The sequence below is a fragment of the Actinomadura bangladeshensis genome (assembly GCF_004348335.1).
GTDB lineage: Bacteria > Actinomycetota > Actinomycetes > Streptosporangiales > Streptosporangiaceae > Spirillospora > Spirillospora bangladeshensis.
Map to the genome: position 1 here is coordinate 1 of NZ_SMJW01000132.1, position 22,194 is coordinate 22,194.

General features: G+C 72.6%; 17 protein-coding genes and 1 tRNA gene. 4 read left to right on the top strand and 14 right to left on the bottom strand.

Features of this window, described 5'->3' with window-relative positions:
• The first annotated feature begins 77 nt into the window (after positions 1–77).
• Entirely contained in the window at positions 78–1,481 is a 1,404-nt protein-coding gene (locus E1284_RS23820) for an MFS transporter (protein WP_165965404.1), read from the top strand.
• Between the two features lies 1 nt (position 1,482).
• Here the strand turns inward: E1284_RS23820 and E1284_RS41720 are convergent, their stop codons facing one another.
• Positions 1,483–2,019: a hypothetical protein gene (locus tag E1284_RS41720; RefSeq protein WP_165965403.1), complete on the bottom strand. Its 537-nt coding sequence runs from the start codon at positions 2,017–2,019 to the stop codon at positions 1,483–1,485.
• A 478-nt stretch (positions 2,020–2,497) separates the two neighbouring features.
• Between E1284_RS41720 and nhaA the strand changes: the two genes are divergently transcribed.
• Complete coding sequence (gene nhaA, locus E1284_RS23830; RefSeq protein WP_131942355.1) at positions 2,498–4,387, top strand: Na+/H+ antiporter NhaA; 1,890 nt, start codon at positions 2,498–2,500, stop codon at positions 4,385–4,387.
• A 2-nt stretch (positions 4,388–4,389) separates the two neighbouring features.
• Here the strand turns inward: nhaA and E1284_RS23835 are convergent, their stop codons facing one another.
• The 10 genes from E1284_RS23835 to topA all read right to left on the bottom strand — a co-directional run bounded on the left by E1284_RS23835 (position 4,390) and on the right by topA (position 16,763).
• Complete coding sequence (locus E1284_RS23835) at positions 4,390–5,211, bottom strand: PSP1 domain-containing protein (protein WP_131942367.1); 822 nt, start codon at positions 5,209–5,211, stop codon at positions 4,390–4,392.
• A 64-nt stretch (positions 5,212–5,275) separates the two neighbouring features.
• Entirely contained in the window at positions 5,276–6,259 is a 984-nt protein-coding gene (locus tag E1284_RS23840; protein WP_131942356.1) for a hypothetical protein, read from the bottom strand.
• A 151-nt stretch (positions 6,260–6,410) separates the two neighbouring features.
• Entirely contained in the window at positions 6,411–7,253 is an 843-nt protein-coding gene (locus tag E1284_RS23845; protein ID WP_243714706.1) for a fructosamine kinase family protein, read from the bottom strand.
• Positions 7,254–7,733 carry a low molecular weight protein-tyrosine-phosphatase gene (locus E1284_RS23850; RefSeq protein ID WP_131942357.1) on the bottom strand — a complete coding sequence of 160 codons (480 nt, stop codon included), beginning with the start codon at positions 7,731–7,733 and terminating at the stop codon, positions 7,254–7,256.
• A 19-nt stretch (positions 7,734–7,752) separates the two neighbouring features.
• Positions 7,753–8,340 carry a permease-like cell division protein FtsX gene (locus E1284_RS23855; RefSeq protein WP_131942358.1) on the bottom strand — a complete coding sequence of 196 codons (588 nt, stop codon included), beginning with the start codon at positions 8,338–8,340 and terminating at the stop codon, positions 7,753–7,755.
• Positions 8,337–8,876, bottom strand: coding sequence for a SigE family RNA polymerase sigma factor (locus E1284_RS23860; RefSeq protein WP_131942359.1), 540 nt, complete (start codon positions 8,874–8,876; stop codon positions 8,337–8,339). Before E1284_RS23860 ends, E1284_RS23855 begins: the two co-directional genes overlap by 4 nt.
• Before the next feature lie 117 nt (positions 8,877–8,993).
• Positions 8,994–10,589 (bottom strand): S8 family peptidase, encoded by a 1,596-nt coding sequence (locus E1284_RS23865; RefSeq protein WP_243714707.1) that lies wholly within the window; start codon positions 10,587–10,589, stop codon positions 8,994–8,996.
• Between the two features lie 229 nt (positions 10,590–10,818).
• The gene (locus E1284_RS23870; protein ID WP_131942361.1) at positions 10,819–11,958 is read right to left on the bottom strand and encodes a DNA polymerase III subunit delta'; all 1,140 of its coding nucleotides are present in this window, start codon (positions 11,956–11,958) and stop codon (positions 10,819–10,821) included.
• A gap of 19 nt (positions 11,959–11,977) precedes the next feature.
• Entirely contained in the window at positions 11,978–14,053 is a 2,076-nt protein-coding gene (tmk, locus tag E1284_RS23875) for a dTMP kinase (protein ID WP_131942362.1), read from the bottom strand.
• Between the two features lie 28 nt (positions 14,054–14,081).
• On the bottom strand, positions 14,082–16,763 hold the full coding sequence (gene topA, locus E1284_RS23880; RefSeq protein WP_165965405.1) for a type I DNA topoisomerase: 2,682 nt from the start codon (positions 16,761–16,763) through the stop codon (positions 14,082–14,084).
• 240 nt (positions 16,764–17,003) lie between these two features.
• On the opposite strand from topA, the gene E1284_RS23885 reads away from it, so the two are divergent.
• A complete protein-coding gene (locus tag E1284_RS23885; protein ID WP_021596264.1) occupies positions 17,004–17,189 on the top strand; it encodes a DUF5703 family protein in 186 nt (61 codons plus the stop codon).
• Positions 17,190–17,295: 106 nt separating this feature from the next.
• Here the strand turns inward: E1284_RS23885 and E1284_RS23890 are convergent, their stop codons facing one another.
• From E1284_RS23890 to E1284_RS23900, 3 genes are all read right to left on the bottom strand, one after another.
• Entirely contained in the window at positions 17,296–19,284 is a 1,989-nt protein-coding gene (locus E1284_RS23890) for a chaplin family protein (protein WP_131942363.1), read from the bottom strand.
• A 146-nt stretch (positions 19,285–19,430) separates the two neighbouring features.
• Entirely contained in the window at positions 19,431–20,120 is a 690-nt protein-coding gene (locus E1284_RS23895) for a hypothetical protein (RefSeq protein WP_131942364.1), read from the bottom strand.
• A gap of 79 nt (positions 20,121–20,199) precedes the next feature.
• Positions 20,200–21,519, bottom strand: a complete 1,320-nt coding sequence (locus E1284_RS23900) for a M20/M25/M40 family metallo-hydrolase (RefSeq protein ID WP_243714708.1) — start codon at positions 21,517–21,519, stop codon at positions 20,200–20,202.
• Positions 21,520–21,627: 108 nt separating this feature from the next.
• Here E1284_RS23900 and E1284_RS23905 point away from each other — a divergent pair.
• Positions 21,628–21,713: transfer RNA gene (locus E1284_RS23905), tRNA-Leu, on the top strand.
• The last annotated feature ends 481 nt before the right edge of the window (positions 21,714–22,194 follow it).

The window sequence follows — 22,194 nt, forward strand, 5'->3', positions numbered from 1 at the left end:
GTATTACCTCGGGCGTTATCGCCTTCGGCGGCGGGGGCGGGAGATCGTCGTGGGGCTGACGACGATCTGGGGGAACCATGTCGCATACCGCGATTCCGGCCGCCGGTGCGCGCGAGGCCGCGCGTCCGCGCGGCGCGACCACGGGGACGCTGCTGGTGCTGCTCACCGGCATCTTCATCACGACGCTCGACTTCTTCATCGTCAATGTGGCGATTCCCGACATTCAGGCCGAACTGCACGCGGGCGTCACCGCGGTCCAGTGGGTGGTGGCCGGGTTCGGGCTGGCGCTCGGCGGCGGGCTCATCACCGGCGGACGGCTCGGCGACCTGTTCGGACGCCGCCGGATGTACGCGCTCGGGCTGGCGGTGTTCACCGCCGCGTCCCTGGCGTGCGGAGTCGCCCCGTCGCCCGGATCGCTGATCGCGGCCAGGGTCGTGCAGGGGGTCGCGGCGGCGCTGCTGATGCCGCAGGTACTCGGGATCATCAACGGCGCGTTCACCGGGGAGCGGCGGGCACGGGCGTTCACCGCCTACGGGCTGGCGCTCGGGCTCGGCGGCGTGTTCGGGCAGCTCATCGGCGGTGCGCTGATCGAGGCCGATGTGTTCGGCAGCGGGTGGCGCAGCATCTTCCTGATCAACGTGCCGGTCGGGCTGGTGACGCTGGCGCTGGTCCGCCGGACGGTCCCGGTGCAGGCGCGCGGTACGGGCACGCGGCTGGACGTCACCGGGACCGTCCTGGTCACGCTCGGTCTCGTCGCGCTCGTCCTGCCGCTGATCGAGGGGCGCCGGCTGGGCTGGCCCGCCTGGACGTGGGCGTCGCTCGCCGCGTCGGCCGTCCTGCTGGCGGTGTTCGCGGCGTACCAGCAGCGCCTCGACCGGCGCGGCGGTGCGCCGCTGGTGGCGCCCGGCCTGTTCCGGGGGCGCTCGTTCCGGGTCGGCAGCGGCCTCGCCCTCCTCTACACGCTGGCCATGGCGTCCTTCTTCCTGTACCTCGCCCTCTACCTGCAGCAGGGGCGCGGACTCAGCGCACTGGAGTCGGGCCTGCTGTTCGCCGCGCTCGGTGCCGGATACTTCGCCGCCTCCACCCGCGCCACGGCCATCGCGGCGCGCATCGGACGGCAGGTCCTCGCGCTCGGCGCCGCCGTGCAGGCGACCGGCTGCCTGCTGCTGACCACCGCATTGGGAGACGGCATCGCCTGGCTGATCCCGGGTCTGGCGCTCGTCGGCGCGGGCATGGGGTTCGTGCTGGCTCCGCTGTCCGCGCTCGTCCTGTCCGGGGTGGACGAGCGGCACGCCGGGTCGGCCGCGGGCGTCCTGTCCACGGCGCAGCAGGTCGGCAACGCGCTCGGCGTCGCGCTGGTCGGCATCGTCTTCTACGGGGCCGCGGGCGGCGTCTCGGACGCCTTCGAGGCGTCCCTGCTTCCCGTGATGGCCTTCTGCGCCGCCACGGCCGCCCTGGCGCAGGCCCTTCCGCGGCGCTGACTCAGCCGAGGTCGATGATCGGGGTGTCCGGGGCGAAGTGCTCCACTGCGGCGGCCAGCCGGTCGCGGTCGAGGCGCCAGCCGTTCACCTGGCGGCTCGCCTTGGCGACCTCGGCGGGGACGTGGCCGGCCACCACCCCGTAAAGGAGGCGGCCCGCCTTGCCGACCGGCTTGTCGGCAGGGCGGTCCTCGTGCCGGAGGACGCCCACATACGGGATGTTCTGCGCGGCCTGCTGCTTCCACAGGACGACGGCCTTCACGTCCGCCCACGGGACGGACAGCAGCGACGCCCGGTACCGGAAGGGACCGCCGGCCACCATGATGCCCTCGGCGTCGACGCGGAAGGCGACCTGGCGCGAGAACGTCATGGCGAGGAAGACCACGCTTCCGGCGCCGAACAGCAGGACGCCGAGGACACGGATGTGGAGGGGGACCTCCGGCAGGAGGCAGCCGAGCATCAGGACCACGGAGCCGACCAGCAGAAGCGTGTTCTTCACCGTCGGGCCGTAGCGGACCTCGTAGACCTCACCGGGTTCCATCCCGATCACCTCCGTTGCGCCGAATGTACGGTGATCACGGCGCCGGGCCAAGGGGTGCCGGGCGCTTCGGTGACCCGGCTGGAAGAAGGACGTGCCGCCGCTGACGCAGTTACCGGAGCCGCCGATCCCGAGACCGATCGCGGTGGTGCCCGAGAAGTACGGTGAGCCCGGGGTGTCGCCGGGTTCGGCGCAGATGTTCGTCATGGCCAGGCCGGTGATCGTCCCCTCGGAGCGTGCAGCGGGCGCCGTTGGCCCCACGTACCTCCTGTGGGAGCCCAGGACGGTGACTCCCCGGAATGGTGCGTAGGACGGCGCGCTCCGGCAAGAGGACGAAGGTGCCGAGGTTGCGCGGGGGACGTCCGTCACATTCACGAACAGCACAGGTGGGAGGGGGTCCCGGAATCACCATGACCCCGCCGGGGTTCTCCGGACCATCCCATTGGGACGGACGGGAACCGGAGCGGGTGAGGATTCCAGGATGACCGAAAGCCGGGACGAGGCCGGACCGTTCGCCGGGCGGACGGCGTGGGCGCGGAGCCTGCGGACGCCGCTGCGGGAGTTCCTGCGCACCGAGACCGGCGGCGCCGTGTTCCTGCTGGCCGCGACGCTCGCCGCGCTCGCCTGGGCGAACATCGACGCGTCCTCCTACGAGGGGATGTGGGGGACGAAGGCGTCGATCCGGGTCGGCGATGCGGGCATCACGCGGGACCTGCGCGACTGGGTCAACGGCGGCCTGATGACGATCTTCTTCTTCGTGGTCGGGCTGGAGGCGCGCCGCGAGTACGACATGGGCGAGCTGCGCGACCGGCGGCGGGTCGCGCTGCCGCTCGCCGCCGGTCTCGGCGGGATGATGATCCCGATCGCCGTCTACCTGGCGTTCAACGCGGGGCGGTCCACCGCGCACGGCTGGGGCATCGCGATGTCGACCGACACGGCGTTCGCGCTGGGCGTGCTCGCGCTGGTCGGCCGCAACTTCCCGTCGCGGCTCCGCGTCTACCTGCTCACCGCCACCGTCGTGGACGACGTCGTCGCGCTCGCGGTGATCGGCGTCTTCTACAGCGAGGACGTCTCGCCGCCCGCGCTGCTGGCGGCCCTCGCGATCTTCGCGGTGATCGTGCTGATCCGCGCCGCCGGCATCCGGCAGTTCGGCGTCTACCTGATCCTGGGCGTGGCCACATGGGGTGCGCTGGAGTCGTCCGGCGTGGAACCGATCGTCATCGGGCTGGCGATGGGGCTGCTGACGTACGCGCATCCCGCCGCGCGCACCGACCTGGAACGCGCCACGGAGGTCTTCCGCCTCTTCCGGGAGCAGCCCACACCCGAGTACGCGCGCTCGGCGCAGACGGGAGTCGCCGCGGCGATCTCGCCGAACGAGCGGCTGCAGCTGGTGATCCACCCGTGGACGAGCTACGTGATCGTCCCGCTGTTCGCGCTCGCCAACGCCGGGATCACCATCAGCGGCGGCGTCCTCGGCCGCGCGTTCGCCTCACCGGTCACGCTCGGCATCCTGGTCGGCTACGTCGTCGGCAAGCCGATCGGGCTGCTCGGCGCCTCCTGGCTGGTGACGAAGTTCAGCCGGGGACGGCTGCGCCCGCCGGTCGGCTGGGCCGCGGTCGGCGGCGGCGGCACGATCGCCGGGATCGGCTTCACGGTGGCGCTGCTGATCGCGACCCTCACCTTCACCGGCCCGCGGCTCGAAGAGGCGAAGATCGGCATCCTGTCCGCCGCGCTGTGCGCCACGATCGTCACCTGGGTCGTCGTCCGGCTGACCGGGCTGCTGCCCCCGAAGACGAGGCTGCGCGCCCTGCTCGGGACGTCGGAGACCATCATCGACCTGGCCGCACCTGTCGACCCCGAGCGCGACCACGTCCGCGGCCCGGCCCGCGCGCCGGTGACCGTGGTCGAGTACGGCGACTTCGAATGCCCCTACTGCGGGCAGGCCGAGGACGTCATCCGGGAACTGCTCGCCGGGCACGGGGACGTCCGGTACGTGTGGCGGCACCTTCCGCTGACCGACGTCCACCCGCAGGCGCAGATGGCGGCGCAGGCCGCCGAGGCCGCCGCCGAGCAGGGCGCCTTCTGGGAGATGCACGACCTGCTCCTCGAACGCCAGGACGCGCTACAGCCGAAGGACCTCGTCCGCTACGCAGGCGAACTGGGCCTCGACGTCGACCGGTTCCGCGCGGACCTGCGCACCGGCCTCGGCACCGACCGCATCGCCGAGGACGTCGACTCCGCCGACCTGAGCAGCGTCTCCGGCACCCCGACGTTCTTCGTCAACGGCCGCCGCCACATGGGCGCCTACGACATAGCCGACCTGACCGCCGCCGTGAAAACCGCCCGCAAATCCGCCGCCCTCCGCCCCTGACCTCAACTGTCCTCGGGGTTGTACATGGCGTCGTGCTGCTGGCGGGGGGAGCAGACGGAGGCGGAGGGGCAGGAGCAGCGGCGGGAGCCCACCTTGACCGTCACGCGGTCGCCGGGGACGTTGTAGCCGATCACCTGGCCCTCGCCCTCGGGGGTGCTCACGCGCGAGCCGAGGCGCGGGGCCTTCTCCTTGAACTCCATGTAGAGCGGGTGCTCGTACTTGAGGCAGCACATGAGGCGGCCGCAGGCGCCGGCGATGCGGAGGGGGTTGACGGGGAGGTCCTGCTCCTTCGCCATGCGGACGGAGACGGGCTCGAAGTCCTTGAGGAAGGTGGCGCAGCACAGGTCGCGGCCGCAGGGGCCGATGCCGCCCTGGAGGCGGGCCTCGTCGCGGGGGCCGACCTGGCGGAGTTCGACGCGGGCCTTGATGCCGCGGGCCAGGTCGCGGACGAGGGCGCGGAAGTCGACCCGGTGCGGGGCGGTGAAGTAGATCTTGAAGACGTTGTCGGCGTCGAGGAAGTCGACGCCGATGACCTTCATGGGGAGCTCGTGCCTGCGGATGAGGCGCTTGGCGATGGAGCGGCCCTCGGCGCGGCGGCGCCGGTTGGCCTCGTCGCGGGCGAGGTGCTCGTCGGTGGCGGGGCCGGCGCATTCGGGGAGGCCGTCGATGTCCTCCGACACCCACTGCGGCGCCCACACGCACTCGGCGACCTCGGGGCCCGAGTCGGTCGGGACGAGGACCTTGTCGCCGACCTTCGGGGTGTGCGGGCCCGGGTCGAGGTAGTAGAGCCGACCGTAACGAGTGAAGCTGACGGCCATCACCATGCCCACGGTTTCGCTCCGTTCGCCCGGTTTCGTGTGCTCCACGTTAGTCGCGGTGGCACGTCCGCTACCAGGTGGCGTCGGCGAGGTCCTTTCCGGGGACGGCCGGGACGTCCTTCGTGTAGAGGTCCCCCGCGGTCGCCAGGACGCCGCCGCCGGTGTGGGCGAGGTCGAGACCGGTGAGCGGACCCGTCACCTTCTGACGCCACAGGATCTTCGCGGGCTCGCCCGTGAGCGCGAAGGTCTGGACGGTCAGCTGGGTCTTGGCGACCGTGCCGACCACTGCCTGCTCGCCATTGCGCGTCAGGACGGCGTGCGAGCCGCCCTTGGGCAGCGTCATGACGGCCTTGCTGAGCTTGAGGTCGCCTGCGGCGCCGTTGGTGTCGATGGTGCGCAGCTGGTGTTCGGCCGAGCCGACCGGCGTCCAGACGAAGGAGAGGGTGGCACCGGACCACGAGAGGCTGTCGACACGGCCGGGGGATTTCGTCGTCCACGTCTTGCGGGCGCCTGAGCTGAGGGTCAGGACGTCCACCCGGCTGCGCTTGCCCGCGTAGGTGACGTAGGCGATGTGGTCCTCGGTGACGGCGATGTCCGACCAGGCCGTGGAGGCACCGGGGACGGCGGCCTCCGGGATGTCCTTCAGGTCTTGCGGGCTCCCGTCGTCGTCCAACTGGAGGCGCTGGAAGGTGACCTTGCCGTCGCCGTAGGACGCGACGATGTACGAGCCGTCGTCCTTCACGGCGGCGACGCGCTGGAAGCGGCGCCCCTCGGGCGGGGCCACCGGCAGCCCGACGTCGGCACCGGTGTGGACGTCGCGGACGACCAGCGCCGCGCCCCCGGCGGTGACCCCGACGACGAACCGGGGGTCGGTCTGCTCCGCCTTCGCGGCCGGCTTCGCCTCGTGCTCGTCGTCCCCGCCCCGCTGGTCGCGGTGCACCATGTCGACGCCGCCGCCGATGCACAGCGCCGCGGCCGCGGCCACGGTGAGCGGGATCAGGCCCTTCCATGAGCCGAGCCGGGTCCCCGGGTCCTCGCGCCTGCCGTCTGCCATGGGTTCGCCGCGCACCTGCCTCTCCAACGCTCCGTCGTTTCTACCTCATGTACGGCGCCGCAGACGCCCAGAAATGCGGAGTTATCGCATCGAAGCGAAGCCGCGAGCCGCGGGCTCATCGTAGGGGCCGCGCGCGCCTTCGGGGAGGGCGTCAGCCGAGGACGGCGCGGGCGGCGGCGACCAGGGACGCCCGGTAGGAGGCGCCGAACAGGGCCACGTGCACGAGGAGCGGATGAAGCTGGTGCAGCGGGACGCGGGACCGCCAGCCGTCCGCCAGGGGCGCCGCGTCGTCGTAGGCGGCCAGGACGGTTTCGAGGTGCGGAGTCCCGAAGAGGGCCATCATGGCCAGGTCCGTCTCGCGGTGCCCGCCGTGGGCGGCCGGATCGATGAGGAGGGCCCGGCCGTCCGTCCACTGGACGTTGCCCGACCACAGGTCGCCGTGGATCCGGGACGGCGGCTCCGGCGGCCCGGCGAGGTCCTCGATGCCGGCCATGACGCGCTCGACCAGGCGGACGTCGCCGGACTCCAGGTGCCGGGCGCCGAGGCGGAGGAACGGTTCGAGGCGGCGTTCGGCGTACCACCGCGGCCAGCCGCGGTCGTCCGGCGTGTTGTCGAGCGGGAGGTCGGCGATGAAGCCGTCCCAGGGCGCGCCGTAGGCGTCCGGGCGGTCGCCGGTGTGCAGGGCGGCCAGTTCGCGGCCGAGCCGTTCGGCCGCGTCCGCGGTCGGGGCGGACGGCGGCAGCCACGGCAGCACGAGCATGCCGTCGTCGGCGGCGAGCACGTCCGGGACGGGCGCCCCCGGCCCCGCCTCGCCCAGCCAGCGCAGGCCCGCGGCCTCGGCGGCGAACACCCCGGCCTGGCCGGCGGCCGCCTTGACGAACACCTCGCGGCCGTCGGCCAGGGACGCCCTGTGCAGCGTCCAGGCATGGCTGGAACCGAGGTCGCGCACGCTCGCGACCCCGGTCCCGAGGAGCTCCGCCAGCCGGTCGCGCACTCAGCGCTCCTTGAGCCCGGCGCGGATCTCCTCCAGGAGACCGGGCATCGCCGCCTCCACCTGCTCCAGGACGAGGTCGAAGTCGGCGCGCCCGCCGTAGTACGGGTCGGGGACGTCGAGGTCGCCGCCGGCGTCCGGGTCGAACTCGCGCAGCAGCCTGATCCTGCCGCGCGCCTCCTCGTCCGGCGCCATCGAGCGCAGCGCCCGCAGGTGCCCCTCGTCCAGCGCCAGGATCAGGTCGTACCGGCCGAACCAGGACGGGTCGAACTGCCGCGCGATGTGCGCCGACCGGTAGCCGGCCCGCCGCAGCGCCGCGATCGTCCGCTCGTCGGCGTCGTCGCCCGCGTGCCAGCCGCCGGTGCCGGAGCTGTCGACCTCGACCTCCAGCCCCTCCTCCTCGACGTGGTGGCGCAGGACCCATTCGGCCATCGGGGAGCGGCAGATGTTGCCCGTGCAGACGAACGTGACGCGGTACGACATGGCCCCATCATGCCCGAGGTCAGCGCCCTTCAACGATGACGGTGTCCACGCCGGGGGTGCCCAGCACGGCCCTCAGCACGTCCCTGCCGTCCGATCCCGGCGCGAGGGTCACCCTGAACGTCTCCGGAATGTCGCCGTTCTTGAGCATCTTGTCGATCCACGGCGAATCCCTGAACCGCTTCTCGAGGCGCTGACGCACCTCTCCCTTGTCCTCCAGCACGACGGCACGGACTGACGGGAGCGCCTCCAGTCGCTGCCGGGTCACCAGCTTCTGCGGCGCGGTCACATCCCGGCCGTTGCAGGACCGGTTCGCGGACGTCTTCAAGCAGAGGAACACCGAGATCTTCGGCAGCGTGGAGCCGGACGGAGACGGCGGGGCGGAGGGCGGGGCCAGCGGGCGGGCCGCATCGCCCGACGGGAAGGCGCCGCCGAGCACCGCTCCGCTCACGACGACGGCACCGGCGGCGGCCGCGGCGGCCACCGTCAGCATCGGGCGCGAAACCCGGCGGCGCCGCGCGGTGAACATCGGCTCCGGCACGTCCGCGGGGCCGATGGTGTCGCCGACGGTCTTCAGCGCGTTCCTGAGACGCTCTTCGGTGGCGTTCATTCCCCGCTCCCCAGAATCCGGCCCAGCGCGGCGATCGCCCGGGACGTGGTCGACTTGACGGTGCCGGGGCTGATCCCCATGGCGTCGGCGATCTCCTCGGCGGACAGGTCGCAGAAGTAGCGCAGCACCAGCGCCTCCCGCTGCCGGGCCGGGAGGCGGTGCAGCGCCTCCATGACCTCGCGCCGGTCCTCCCCGACCATCGCCGCCGCCTCGGCCGACCAGACGGGCGCCTCGTGGACGGTCCGGAACGGCCTCCGGCGGCGCCGCAGCGCCGTCCGCGACCCGTTCAGCACGGCCGAGCGGACGTACGTCAGCGCGCGCTCGCGGTCGCGCAGCCGGGGCCAGCGGCGGTACAGGCCGGCGAACGCCTCCTGGACGACGTCCTCGGCCGTCCCGCGGTCGCCGACCATCACCAGGGCGAGGCGCGTCAGCCCGAGCGCGTGCCCCCGGTAGAGGTCGGTGACCGCGGCGGTCGCGTCGCCGGGCGTCCCGTCCGCCGGGCCGCCCCGTTCGGCGAGCACCGTTTCAGTTTCCATGTCCCAGAGACGCCGCCGCGCCGCTCCGGTTGCTTCCGGCGCGGAAACTTCCGGAGAAAGAACACGACCCCCGGCCGGAGCCGGGGGTCGCGCCCTGGGGTGGGTCGAGCGGCGGGATCAGCGGTGGCCGACCGCGTTCAGCGCGTCGACGATGCCGTTCCCGAAGAAGCCGTTCTGCTCCTTCGTGCCCTCACAGGTCTGCGTCGAGGTGTGCTTGCCCGTCGAGGTGTACCAGACGTACTCGAAGGTCCGCGGGCTCGGGCATTCCTTGGCGGTCGCCGTGCTGCGCAGCACGCGCTCCACGTAGTCCGGGCTGAGGGTGAGACCGCCCTGGCGGTCCCGGTGCCCGTACTTGCTGACGATCAGCGCGGCGACGCCGACCGCGTGCGGCGACGCCATCGACGTGCCCTGGATCGACTGGTAGTAGGCGCAGTCGTCGCCCTTGCAGCTGCGGATGATGTACGGCACGTTCGGCGTCCCGTCGGCGTTCAGCTCGCCGCGGGCCTTCGCGAGCCGCTCGGGGTAGGCGGCCCAGATGCCGGCCTTGTCGTCCGGCCGCTGGTCCGCGGTGTCGACCTTGTCGCCGCCGGGCGCCGCCACCGCGACGTACCCGTTGCCGAAGCTGCTGTAGTACGACTTGCGGGTGGACGGGCCGGTCGCCGAGATCGGGATGACGTGCTCGCCCTCGGACGGCATCGACACGCAGCTCGCCGGGACCGTCCGGTCGTGCGGCGCCTCACCCGGCGTGGACGGGAAGTCGGGGCTGCTGTCGTCGGTGTTCGTCTTGGTGTAGTCGACGAAGTCGTTGCCGGCCGCGGAGATCAGCGTGACGCCGCGGTCGTGCGCGAAGTCCAGCGCGCGCTGCGTCGCCTTGATGATGGTGCGCTGCTCGAGCTGGTCCTCGGGGCTGTCGGCCGGGTTGTCGCCGCAGTTCCACAGCCACGGGTCGACGTAGTAGCTCATGTTGACGACGTCGATGCCGTTCTTGGCCGCGTAGGTCAGGCCGTCCACGGTCGGCTGCAGGAAGAAGTAGCCGGAGTCCTGGCCGACGCGCAGGTTGACGATCGAGACGTTCGGCGCGACGCCCGCCATGCCGAGCCCGTTGCGGGGCGAGGCGATGGTGGACGCGACGTGCGTGCCGTGGTCGTTGTCGTCCCAGTCGACGGGGTCGACGCAGGACGTGAACTCGCAGGGGCCGTCGACCTCGTTGCCGTTGGCGTCCGTCGGGATGTCGTGGGTGAAGTTCCGGCTGAGCTTGCGGTTGAAGTTCGGCTTGATGTCCGGGTGGTTGCCGTCCACACCGGTGTCGAGGACGCCGACCAGCACGCGCTTGTCGCCCGGCTCCTTCTTGTACGAGCCGTTCGCCGTCGCGTGGATCTGCTTCATGTCCCACTGCAGGTCGGCGAGCGGCTCCTCGTTCTTGGACGGGGCGCCCTTGAGCGACACCGTGCTCTTGGCGCCGGTCATCCGCTCGACCTTCGCGGCCTTCTTCTTCTTGGTCTTCGGCGCCTCGCCGATGACCCGGTTGTGCGCGACGCCCTCCAGCGCCCGCTCCTTCATCACCGCGTGGATGAACTCGGGGTTGTCCGAGCGGACGGTCGCGACGCCCACGTCGCGGTTCTCGTGGACGATCTTGCCGCCGGCCTCGCGGACCGCGCGGTGGGCCCAGCCGAGGGGCACGCGCTCCTTGTAGAGGACCACGTACTCCGACACTTCACCCTTCGCCTGCGCTGGTTTCGGTTCCGCTGACGCTGGGACCGCGAGCGCCGCCATGGTGGCGACGGCGCACGCGGCGGAAATCAAGGCTCGCCGCAAAGCTGACCTCCTGGCCGTGGGGGAGCTAGCCCGGGATGTGGGGGTAAACCAGGCGAAGGTACGCGTGCGGCAGTTGAGAGTTGCGTACGGTTATGTAACGAAAGGATAGATCTCTTGTAAGCGCCCATCAGCCGGTGCGGAGCGCGAGCGTGAGCGACTCCACGGCCAGCAGCGGGTTGACGTTCGCCGCCAGCCGCTCCCGGCACGCCATGATCGCGTCGAGCCGCCGGAGCGTGTCCTCGGGACGGCCGTTCTGCGCCGCCGTCCGCAGCTCCGGCCCCAGGTCGACGTTGACCAGCTCCGTGCCCGCCCCCAGTTGCAGCGTCAGCACGTCCCGGTAATAGGACGCGAGATCGAGCAGCGTCCGGTCGAGCGAATCGCGCTCCAGCCGGGTCGCGCGTGACTTCTGCCTGGCCTCCAGCTCCTTGAGCGCACCGGCCGTGCCGCGCGGCATCCGGCCCTTCGCGCTCTCCCCCAGCGCCTGCCGCAGCGCGGACGTCTCCGCCTCGTTCAGCTCCTCCGTCTGCGCCTTCGCCTCCGCCTTCGCCGCCGCGACCAGCGACTCCGCCGCGGCCACGGCCGGGCTCACCGCCGTCAGCCGGCGCGGCACCGCCAGCACCTCGGCGCGCCGCCGCCGCGCCTGCGCGTCGGTCGCCAGCCGGCGCGCCCGGCTGATGTGCCCCTGCGCGGCCCGCGCGACGACGTCCGCGGTCTCGCGGTCCACCCCGTCGCGCAGGGCGAGGACCTCGGCGACCGCGTCGATGGGCGGCGTGCGCAGGGTCACCAGGCGGCACCGCGACCTGATCGTCACGAGCAGGTCGTCCGGGGACGGCGTGCACAGCAGCCACACCGTCCGGGCGGGCGGCTCCTCGATCGCCTTCAGCAGCGCGTTCGCCGCACCCTCGGTGGCGCGGTCGGCGTCCTCGAACAGGACGATCTGCCAGCGTCCGCCGGTCGGCGCCGACGCCGCCCGCAGTACCAGCGCCCGCGCCTCCTTGACCCCGTACGACAGGCCCTGCGGGCGGATGACCTCCACGTCGGCGTGCGTGCCCTGGAGGATCTGGTGGCAGGACGCGCAGTGCCCGCATCCGCGCGGCGTCTCCGCGCACTGCAGCGCAGCCGCGAACGCCCGCGCCGCCGCGGACCGTCCGGCGCCGGGAGGCCCGGTGAACAGCCACGCGTGCGCCAGGCCGCTCGTCCCCTCGGCGGCCGACGACAACTGCTCGACAACGGGCCCCTGCCCGACCAGGTCGTCCCACACGCTCATGGGATAGAGGCTACGCGGATCAGAAGTCGCGGATGGCAGGGAAGGTGCTCGTCGCGTCCTCGGTGCCGGCCGGGACGGGGTCGGGCAGGATCTCGCGGATGCGGTACTGGATCTCCCGGCTCAGCTCGCCCTGCGGGCGGCTCGCGTCCAGGATCAGGTAGCGGTCCGGGTCGGCCTCGGCGAGGGCGCGGAACCCGGCGCGGACGCGCTCGTGGAAGTCCTGCGGCTCGGACTCGATCCGGTCGGCGGGGGCGGGCAGCCGGCGCAGCCCGGCCTCCGGCGGGATCTCCAGCAGGACGGTGAGGTCCGGGACGAGGCCGCCGGTCGCCCAGGCGTTGACGCGGGCGATGTCCTCGACCGGCTGCTGCCGCCCGAACCCCTGGTAGGCGAGGGACGAGTCGACGTACCGGTCGCTGACGACGATCGCGCCCCGCTCCATCGCCGGGCGGATCACGTTGGCGATGTGGTCGGCGCGGTCGGCGGCGTACAGCAGCGTCTCGGCGCGGTCGGACAGCCCGGTCGTGTCGCGGTCGAGCAGCATCGCCCGCAGCCGCATGCCGATCTTGGTGGCGCCGGGCTCGTGCGTGGTGACGACGTCGTAGCCGTGGTCGCGGAGCCAGATCGCGGCGAGCCGCGCCTGGGTGGTCTTGCCCGCGCCCTCGCCGCCCTCGAACGCGATGAACACGCCGCGCTCCCGGTGGACGGGCTGCTGCGCCGCCTCCGCGGCGGCCTGCGGCGGGGTGTAGACCTCGCCGTGCAGGGCGGCGCACAGGTCGGGGACGAGCGGGATGCCGCGCCGGTCGTCCAGCCGCCGGTACGCGGGCAGCCCGCACACCAGCGCCACGACCGCCGCGATCAGCAGCGCCGCGCCGGACCCGGCGACGTCGTAGACGCCGCCGCCCAGCTCGATCCGGTGCGCGCCGAGCGCCCCGGCGACCAGCGGGACGGCGATCAGCGCGACGAACGCGGTGACGAGCGCGACGGAGCGCAGGTAGGCGACCGGGCGGGCGTCCTCGGGCGCGTCCGGGTCGGTCACCGCGGCGGTGGCCGTCGACCAGGCGGCCCCCGCGAACACGCCGAGGAACGCCGTCATGAACACGACGACGACCAGGTTTTGGACGAGGGCCAGCACGACCAGCGCCAGCGCTGCGGCGACCACGGCGAGCCCGAGGAGCCGGCGGCGGCTGAACGGGACGAGGGCGCGCGGCCCGAGGAACATCCCGAAGCCGAGCCCGAACGCCAGCCCGGCGAGGACGGTGCCGTAGCCCGCGTCGCCGCCCCCGAGCACGCCGGTGTGGACGCGGGCGACGGCGACGACCGCGCCCGCCGTGAGCGACACCGCGGCGATCGCGAGGCCGGTGCCGCGCGCGGCGGCCGTCCCCGGGCCCTGGAACAGCAGCTTCAGCGGGGCCGGCACCGGCGCCATCGCCGTGACCGGGATCTCCCGGATCATCGCGACGGCGGCGGTCGACAGGGCGAAGATCCCGGCCGTCACGTAGAGGGCGAGGTCGGCGCGGGAGCCGCGGCCGAGCATCCCGTCGGCGATCAGGGCGAGGACCGCGAACAGCACGGCGGCGGCCGGGGCCGGGCCGAAGACCGCGCGGGACGCGGTGCGGGCGGCGCGCGGCTCCTCGTCCGGGAGCAGGGCGCGCAGCGACGAGCGCGCCGCCGCCGCCCAGAGCAGGCTCAGGCAGGAGACCAGGAACGCGGCCGCGAGCGTCCAGGCGAGCAGGTCCACGAGCGGCACCGTGACGACGATCACCAGCCGCAGCACGTCCGCGATCATCAGCATGAGGCGGCGGTCGACGCGCCCGGCGAGCGGCCCGGCCAGCGGGGCGAGCAGCACCGCCGGCAGCAGCATCAGCGCCAGCGTGCCGCCGACCGCCTGCAACCGTGTGGACACGTCGTCGTCGCGGGTCAGCATCGCGGCCATCGCGGTCAGCGCGGGGACACTGAGCCACTGCGCGAGGCCGGCCAGCGACAGCGCGCTCCGCAGCCGCCGGAAAGGCCCGCTCGGCGGAGCCGACGAGGGTGACGAAACGCCCGGCGGCTGTGACGCTGCGGGGTGCGGCCGGGGTGCGCCCGTTCTGGTCATGTCGGTCAGGGTATCGGCCTAGATGTCCCTAGGAACCGGACTTCGCGGAGGTTCGGCGGCGGGGCGTCGTCTTCTTCTTGCCGCCGCCCGCGGCCACCTTCTCGCGGCGCTCGGCGAGCAGTTCCGCGGCCCGCTGGATCGTGATCGACTCGACCTCGTCGCCCTTGCGCAGGCTCGCGTTCGTCTCACCGTCGGTGACGTACGGGCCGAACCGGCCCTCCTTCACCACCACCGGCTTCTCGCTCGCCGGGTCCTTGCCCAGCTCGCGCAGCGGCGCGGCGGCCGCGGCCCGGCGGCCGCGCTGCTTCGGCTGCGCGAACAGCTCCTTCGCCTGCTCCAGCGTGACCGTGAACAGCTCGTCCTCGGAGCCGAGCGAACGGCTGTCGGTGCCCCGCTTGATGTAGGGGCCGAACCGGCCGTTCTGCGCGGTCACGGGCTCGCCGTCCAGCTCGCCGAGCGTGCGCGGCAGCGACAGCAGCTTCAGCGCGTCGTCCAGCGTGACCGTGTCGAGCGACATCGACTTGAACAGCGAACCGGTGCGCGGCTTGGGGGTGTCGGCCTTCTTCGTCCGCTTCTTCCCCTCGGCGGGCGGCGGCGCCTCGGGCAGGATCTCGGTGACGTAGGGCCCGAACCGGCCCGACTTCGCGACGATCACGTGCCCGGTCGCCGGATCGGTGCCGAGCTCCCGGTCGCCGGACGGCTGCGCGAGCAGCTCCTCCGCCTTCTCGGCGGTCAGCTCGTCCGGCGCGATGTCGTCGGGGATGTTGACGCGCTCGCCGTCGCGGTCGAGGTAGGAGCCGTACCGCCCGACCCGCACCACGATGTCGGTGCCCTTGATCGGGAACGAGCTGATGCCCTTGGCGTCGATGTCGCTGATGTCGCCGACGAGCTCTTTCAGCCCCTCTTCCCCGTTGTCACCGAAGTAGAACCGGTTCAGCCAGGGGACGCGCTCGGCGTCGCCGCGGGCGATCTCGTCGAGACCGTCCTCCATGTGGGCGGTGAAGTCGTAGTCGACCAGGTTGCCGAAGTGCTGTTCCAGCAGGTTCACCACGGCGAACGCCAGGAACGACGGGACGAGCGCCGTGCCCTTCTTGAACACGTACTCGCGGGCCAGGATCGTCCCGATGATCGAGGCGTACGTCGACGGCCGCCCGATCTCCCGCTCCTCCAACTCCTTGACCAGGCTGGCCTCGGTGTAGCGGGCCGGCGGGCGGGTCGAGTGGCCCTCGGCGTCCACCGCGGCCGCGGTCAGCGGGTCGCCCTCGGCCAGGTTCGGCAGCCGCCGCTCCTGGTCGTCCCGGTCGGTGGACGGGTCGTCGGCGCTCTCCACGTACGCCTTCAGGAACCCGTAGAACGTGATCGTCTTACCGGTCGCGCCGAACTCGGCCCGCTCGTTCCGCGTCGACGTCCCGGTCACCCGGATCGACACCGACTGGCCCAGCGCGTCCTTCATCTGGGACGCGATCGTCCGCTTCCAGATCAGCTCGTACAGCCGGAACTGGTCGCCGCTGAGGCCCGTCTCCGCCGGGGTGCGGAAGGTGTCGCCCGCCGGGCGGATCGCCTCGTGCGCCTCCTGCGCGTTCTTGACCTTGGACGCGTAGACGCGCGGCTTGTCCGGGACGTACTGGCCCCCGAACAGCGCCGCCGCCTGCCGGCGCGCCGCCGTGATCGCCGTCTCCGACAGCGTGATCGAGTCGGTGCGCATGTAGGTGATGAAGCCGTTCTCGTACAGCTTCTGCGCGACCGACATCGTGTACTTCGCGGAGAAGTTCAGCTTGCGGCTGGCCTCCTGCTGGAGGGTCGTCGTCCGAAAGGGAGGGTACGGGCGCCGCGTGTACGGCTTCTGCTCGACGGACTTGACCTCGTACGGGCGGTCGCGAAGCCGCTCGGCCAGGGCCCGCGCCGCGTCCTCGTCCAGGTGGAGCGCGTCCCTGGTCTTCAGGGTGCCGTCGGAGGCGAAGTCGCGGCCCTGCGCGACGCGCTTGCCGTCCACGCTGACCAGCCCGGCCTTGAAGACCTTGGGCTCTTCGTCCTTACCGGTGTCGAACTGGCCCGCGATGTCCCAGTAGTGGGCGGGGACGAACGCGATCCGCTCCCGCTCCCGCTCGACGACCAGCCGCGTCGCCACCGACTGGACGCGGCCCGCCGACAGCTTCGGCATGACCTTCTTCCACAGGACGGGGCTGACCTCGTACCCGTAGAGGCGGTCGAGGACGCGGCGCGTCTCCTGCGCGTTCACCAGCGGCATGTTCAGCTCGCGCGGATTCGCGGCGGCGCGCTGGATCGCGTCCTTGGTGATCTCGTTGAAGACCATCCGGTGCACGGGGACCTTCGGCTTCAGGACCTCCTGGAGGTGCCAGGCGATCGCCTCGCCCTCCCGGTCCTCGTCCGTCGCCAGGTAGAGCTCGTCGGCCTCGGCGAGCAGCTTCTTGAGCTTCTGCACCTGCTGGCGCTTGTCGGTGTTGACCACGTAGAGCGGCTCGAACTCGCGCTCCACGTTCACGCCGAGCTTCGCCCACGGCTCGCCCTTGTACTTGGCCGGCACCTCGGAGGCGCTTCCCGGGAGGTCCCGGATGTGGCCGATACTGGACTCCACGACGTAGCCGCGGCCCAGGTACCCCGCGATCGTCTTCGCCTTCGCGGGCGACTCGACGATCACCAGGCGCGTACCCGCGCCGTTGCCCTTCGCGGTGCCGTTCTTGGCTGGCACAGTCGCTCCAACCTCGCTGTCTCGATCCTCTTACACAGGCTCTTTCTTACCGGCTTCGTACAACGTCGCAGGACGGCGCGTTCATGCCCGCGCACACCTCGACCATCGCGCCGCCCCACGGAAGACGGGAATCTCACCGCCCCGCGCCCCAGACAGGATGACATGCCGCCGGGCGCCGCGCGGACCGGGACGCCACCGAAGGGTGCCGTACGCACGGTAGACCAAGTAATAATGGTCTCAATGGCGGAGTACACCTACCTCGTCCTGTCACTGCCCCGCGGTACCACGCGTGATACCGCCCGGCAGATCCTGACCGAGCACGCGGAACGCGGCGGCTGGGAAATCGATCGGTTGCGCCTCTACCCGGACGGCCGCCGCCGTATTCAGCTCCGCCGCAAGGTCATCCGCGCGGTCCGCACGTTCTGACCGGTTCCCGGGCGGAGCGTAGCACCCCGCTGACGTACCGTGGCACGGCTTCGCCCGCCCCGGACCGCGCCTCCGGGACGGGCGAAGATCTACCGGGCCCCGCCGCTCAGCGGCGCCCGTCCGGCCGGACCCGCCGCGCCAGCGTCAGCGCCCCGGCCAGCACGCCCAGGACCCCGCTCGCGGCGAACGCCCACAGCGACCCGGCCCCGTCCGAGACGGTCTCCTCGGCCGCGACGTTGCGCACCGGCCCGATCCCACCCGTCCCCGGGACGGCCTCGTGCCCCGTCGCCGGCGCGGAGGGCACGACCACGTGCCGCGGCGACCGCAGCGCGTCGACGGCCTGCAGCCCGATCGGCCTCCGCACGACGCCACCACCCGGCAGCGTCCGCGTGTCGAGCACCGAAACCGCAACGGGCGCCCCACCCTGCCGAGCCGCACCCCGCGACCCCGCAGGCACCAACCCCGCCGGAACCAGCCCGTCGGTGCCGGGGAGGCCGCCCTTCGCGCGCTGCCCGCTCACCGCCGACACGCCGTCCAGCTTGGGCAGTGCGCCCACCGGGAGGATGCCGTGCGCGGCGGACAGGTCCGCGGGGACGCGTCGGCTGTTCGTGACGGAGGTGGCGTCCAGCTTAGGGAGCGCGTTCGGCGCCACGACGTCGTCGGTGCCGGGGAGACCTGCCTGCGCGCGGTGGTCGGCCATGGGCAGACCCGCCGGCCTGGACAGGCCGCCCGTGAGGTCACCCGTCGCGGCGAGGCCCTGAGCCGTGGAGAGCACTCCGCTTCCGGGCAGCGTGTTGTTCGCCACCACGTCGTCCGTCGCGGACGTGATGCCGTCCGTGGTGGGGAGGTCGCCGTGGGCGGTGCGTCCGTTCACCGGCTGCACCGCCAGGAGGTTGGTCAGGCCGCCCACCTGGGCGAGGCCGCCCGCCGTGGAGACGCCGTCCAACTGGGGCAGCGCGTTCTGCGGGAGGGCGGTGTCCGTGGCGGGCAGGACGGTCGCCACCCCGGGGACGGCCTGCGGCAGCGGGGTACCGGCCGTGCGGTAGTAGCCCCCGTAGCCGCCGTAACCGGGGACGTCCTCGCACAGGCCGGAGGCGGTGCCGACGATCGCGGCGGCGTTGCCGCAGACCTCGACGGGGATGGAGATCGGCGCGTTCCCCTGGGTTCCGGTGATGACGCCGCCCGTCCCGGAGGCGTGCTGGTCGCCGCCGGAGCCGCCGCCGTGCACGTGGGCGCCGCCCTCGCAGAACGCCCACGCCTCGCCGACCACGCCCGCCGCGTTGCCGCAGACCGTCACCGGGACGCTGATCGGGGCGTTCACCTGGTCGCCGGCGATGATCCCGAAGGCGCCGCCGGTGGTCTGGTCCGTCCCGTGGCCGCCGTCGTGGACGGACGCGCCGCCCGCGCAGGACGCCGTCCCGTGGCCGACCGCGTTGCCGCACAGGTCCACGGGCACGCTGATCGGGAGGTCACCCTGGTTGCCGGAGCCGACCCCGAAGATCCCGGACGCCTGCTGACCCGACCCGGTGTTCCCGATGTGCTTGACGACGGACCCGCCCTCGCAGCCGGCCACCGCGTCCCCGGCGATCGCGACGGCGTTGCCGCACACGTCCACCGGGATGGAGATCGGGGCGTTGACCTGGTTGCCCGCGATGGCGCCGTGCGCGCCGCCGACGGTCCGGCCGCCCGTGCCGCGGTCGGTGACCTCGGCGCCGCCGGTGCAGCCCGCGTCGGCGTGGCCGAGGACGCCGACCGCGTTGCCGCAGACGTTCACCGGCACCGAGATGGGCGCGTTGACCTGGTTGCCGGACGCGATGCCGTGCGTGCCCGAGGTCTTCTGGCCGCTCTGACCGCGCTTGTGGATCGTGACGCCGCCGTGGGAGGTGGCGTTGCCGGTGCCGAGGACGGCGACGGCGTTGCCGCTCACGTCCACCGGCACCGAGATCGGCGCGTCGATCTGGTTGCCGCTCAGGACGCCGCCGTTGCCGCTCGTGACGCCGGCGAAGGCGTTGGACGGGATGGCGGTGACACCGAGGGCGACAAAGCCCGCGGCGAGCACCGCGGCACGAGACGTGCCTTTTGCCCGCGTTCGCATGATGCTCCGTTTCGGGGAGAGTTGAGGGAGACGCACGTGTCCCGTGGGTCTCAGGGGGATGGGGTGCCGCGCACCAGGGCACGGCAAGTGACCGGAGCGGCGCGCCCGAGCCGCACGGGCACGCGTCCGGAGCCTGTGAAGGGGAGCTAGTCGGGCGCGAAGGACGGCTCGTCCGCGGCGGTGCGGACGGCCGGGGGAATCGCGCCGACGACGCACGCGACCGAGGCGCGCGGCGGGGCCGGAGCCCAGCTGCCGGTGTTCGGGAACCCGGCGGTGAGGCCGCCGATGGCGAGCCCGCCGGCGGCAGAATGATCGCCGTGCTGCTGAGGCGCGGGCACGGCGGGGTGCCGGACGTCGTGGCTCGTCACATGACCGATGGACGGCCGCGTCCGGGAAACATGGAGAACACCGGGCGCACCCCGGCTGCCCCGGGGCCCCGGATGGACGTGCGATGCCGGGGCAGGCTGCGCGACCTTGGATGCCGCATCCAGCGGCCCGGCCACCGGTACGGCCGGCACGTCGCGGGCCGGCGGCGTCGCGGGCTCCTGCGTCACCGCTCGCGGCGCTTTCGCCACGACGGCCCGCACCACCCGGCGCACCGGCTCACGTTCATGGACGGCCGTGACCGCCTGCCCCAGCACGGGGGTCTTCGCGACGACGCTCGCCGCCGGCGGCGGCGGAAGCTCGTCGGCGTGCGCGGAGTGCGCCGCGCACCCGAGAAGCCAGCCCGCGATCAGCAGCCCGCCGAGGACGAGCAGCCGCTGGACGGCCCGCTCGGCAACGACGCGGCGCAGCCGGACGGGGACCATCCGAATCTGCGCCGCGCCGCCTGCCACCGAACACCCTCCGTTGCGACCGAACCGTCCTCAACGAAAGGTAACGGTAGCACCACGGAGCGCAGTGGAGAGGGCAAATTCAGCAGCGGTCGAGAAATTTGTCGAGGACTCTGACGCCGAAGCGCAGCCCGTCCACCGGAACGCGTTCGTCGACCCCATGGAACATTCCGGAAAAGTCCAACTCTGGGGGCAATCTGAGCGGCGCGAAGCCGAAGCAGCGCATTCCGAGCCGCGCGAACGACTTGGCGTCCGTCCCGCCGCTCAGGCAGTACGGCACCGGCAGGGCGCCGGGATCCTCCGAGGTCAGCGCCGCCTCCATCGCCGCGACGAGCGCGCCCTCGTAGTCGGTCTCGAGCGCCTGGTCGTGGTGGACGAAATCGCGCTGGACGTCCGGACCGAGAAGTTCGTCCACGACCGCGAAGAACTCCTCCTCATATCCGGGCAGAAACCGTCCGTCCACCTGAGCTGTGGCGCTCTGCGGAATCACATTCGTCTTGTACCCGGCGTCCAGCCGCGTCGGATTGAGCGTGTTGCGGAGCGTCGCCCCGATCATCCGCGCCAGCGGCCCGATCTCCCCAAGGCACTTTTCGGGATGTTCCGGGTCGAATTCCACCCCGTACGCCATGCAGGCCCGCTCCAGGAACGCCCGCACCGTCTTCGTCAGCCGCACCGGGAACTCGTGCGACCCCAACCTCTCAACGGCCCCCGCGAGCGCCGTCACCGCGTTGTCGGGATGCACCATCGACCCGTGCCCGGCCGTCCCCGCGGCGGTCAGGTTCATCCACGCGATGCCCTTCTCCGCCGTCTCGATCAGGTACATGCGCCGGTCACCGGGCACGGTCAGGCTGAACCCGCCGACCTCCCCCACGGCCTCGGTGCACCCCTCGAACAGTTCCGGATGCTCCTCCACCAGCCACTGCGCACCCCACTTGCCCCCGGCCTCCTCATCGGCCAGGAACGCGAGGACGACGTCCCGCGGCGGCTTGCGCCCCTCCCTGAGCCGCTGCCGCACCACCGCGAGGATCATCGCGTCCATGTCCTTCATGTCGACGGCGCCGCGGCCCCAGACGCACCCGTCCGCGATCTCGCCGCCGAACGGATCCCGCGTCCAGTCCTCCCTGCGCGCCGGCACGACGTCGAGGTGCCCGTGCAGCAGCAGCGCGTCCCGTCCCGGATCCTCGCCCTCGATCCGCGCGACGAGACTGGCCCGCCCCGGATGCGACTCGAAGATCCGCGACTCCAGCCCGACCTCGTCGAGCTTCTCCGCGACGTACTCCGCCGCCGCCCGCTCCCCCGGCCCCGAATGATCGCCGGGGTTGCTGGTGTCGATCCGGATGAGCTCCTGGCAGAGCCGGACGACCTCGTCCTCAGCGGTCGGCTGCCGAACCACAGTGATCACCTCGCCTCTCGCGTACCGTCCCATGGTGCCCGCCGATCGACGTCGCCGCGACTCGTCTCCTTTGGTAGAGTGAAGCCCGCCGCAGCCGCGCTGCGGCCTGCGACTCAGGTCCGGGTGGCGGAATAGGCAGACGCGCTAGCTTGAGGTGCTAGTGCCCTTTACGGGGCATGGGGGTTCAAGTCCCCCCTCGGACACGTACTGACCGCACATGTGGGGGCTCCGGAATTACGCGGGCCTCCACTTTGTGTTTCTGAGGGTAGTAGGTCATCGTCAGGCCCAGCCGGCGGTAGACGTCGGTCTTGTCTTCATGCTCGGCGCGTTCGCGCAGATGCCGGACTTCGCGCCCAGCGGCCCCGGCGGCGGCTTCGCCCCGTGAGGCCCAGAGGCGCCTGTCGTGTGGGGACGCCGGAACGGCGGCCTCGTTGTCTCGGGAGCGCCGGGGAACCGCGCCCAGTACGCCGACAACTTCGCCATCTCCGATTGGGTGCCGGCCACCGGGATCCGCGGGCCGCGGGGGCCGCGGGCCGGCTCAGCGGCCCGCGAGGCCCCCGAGGAGCGGGGAGGTGAGGTGTCCGACAATGTCGGTGATGGGGTCGATCGGGCTGTCCTGGCGCGACCCTTCGTCCGGCGGCGCCTCGGGGGACTCCTGCGTGGGCGGGGGCGTCTGCTGGCGGG

Coding starts and splice junctions, on each gene's coding strand:
- E1284_RS23870 (WP_131942361.1), bottom strand. CDS start 11,958: ATGAGCGTGTGGGACGACCTGGTCGGGCAGGGGCCCGTTGTCGAGCAG.
- E1284_RS23855 (WP_131942358.1), bottom strand. CDS start 8,340: ATGAACGCCACCGAAGAGCGTCTCAGGAACGCGCTGAAGACCGTCGGC.
- E1284_RS23820 (WP_165965404.1), top strand. CDS start 78: ATGTCGCATACCGCGATTCCGGCCGCCGGTGCGCGCGAGGCCGCGCGT.
- E1284_RS41720 (WP_165965403.1), bottom strand. CDS start 2,019: ATGGAACCCGGTGAGGTCTACGAGGTCCGCTACGGCCCGACGGTGAAG.
- tmk (WP_131942362.1), bottom strand. CDS start 14,053: ATGACCAGAACGGGCGCACCCCGGCCGCACCCCGCAGCGTCACAGCCG.
- E1284_RS23885 (WP_021596264.1), top strand. CDS start 17,004: ATGGCGGAGTACACCTACCTCGTCCTGTCACTGCCCCGCGGTACCACG.
- E1284_RS23890 (WP_131942363.1), bottom strand. CDS start 19,284: ATGCGAACGCGGGCAAAAGGCACGTCTCGTGCCGCGGTGCTCGCCGCG.
- E1284_RS23840 (WP_131942356.1), bottom strand. CDS start 6,259: ATGGCAGACGGCAGGCGCGAGGACCCGGGGACCCGGCTCGGCTCATGG.
- E1284_RS23850 (WP_131942357.1), bottom strand. CDS start 7,733: ATGTCGTACCGCGTCACGTTCGTCTGCACGGGCAACATCTGCCGCTCC.
- E1284_RS23860 (WP_131942359.1), bottom strand. CDS start 8,876: ATGGAAACTGAAACGGTGCTCGCCGAACGGGGCGGCCCGGCGGACGGG.
- E1284_RS23835 (WP_131942367.1), bottom strand. CDS start 5,211: ATGGTGATGGCCGTCAGCTTCACTCGTTACGGTCGGCTCTACTACCTC.
- nhaA (WP_131942355.1), top strand. CDS start 2,498: ATGACCGAAAGCCGGGACGAGGCCGGACCGTTCGCCGGGCGGACGGCG.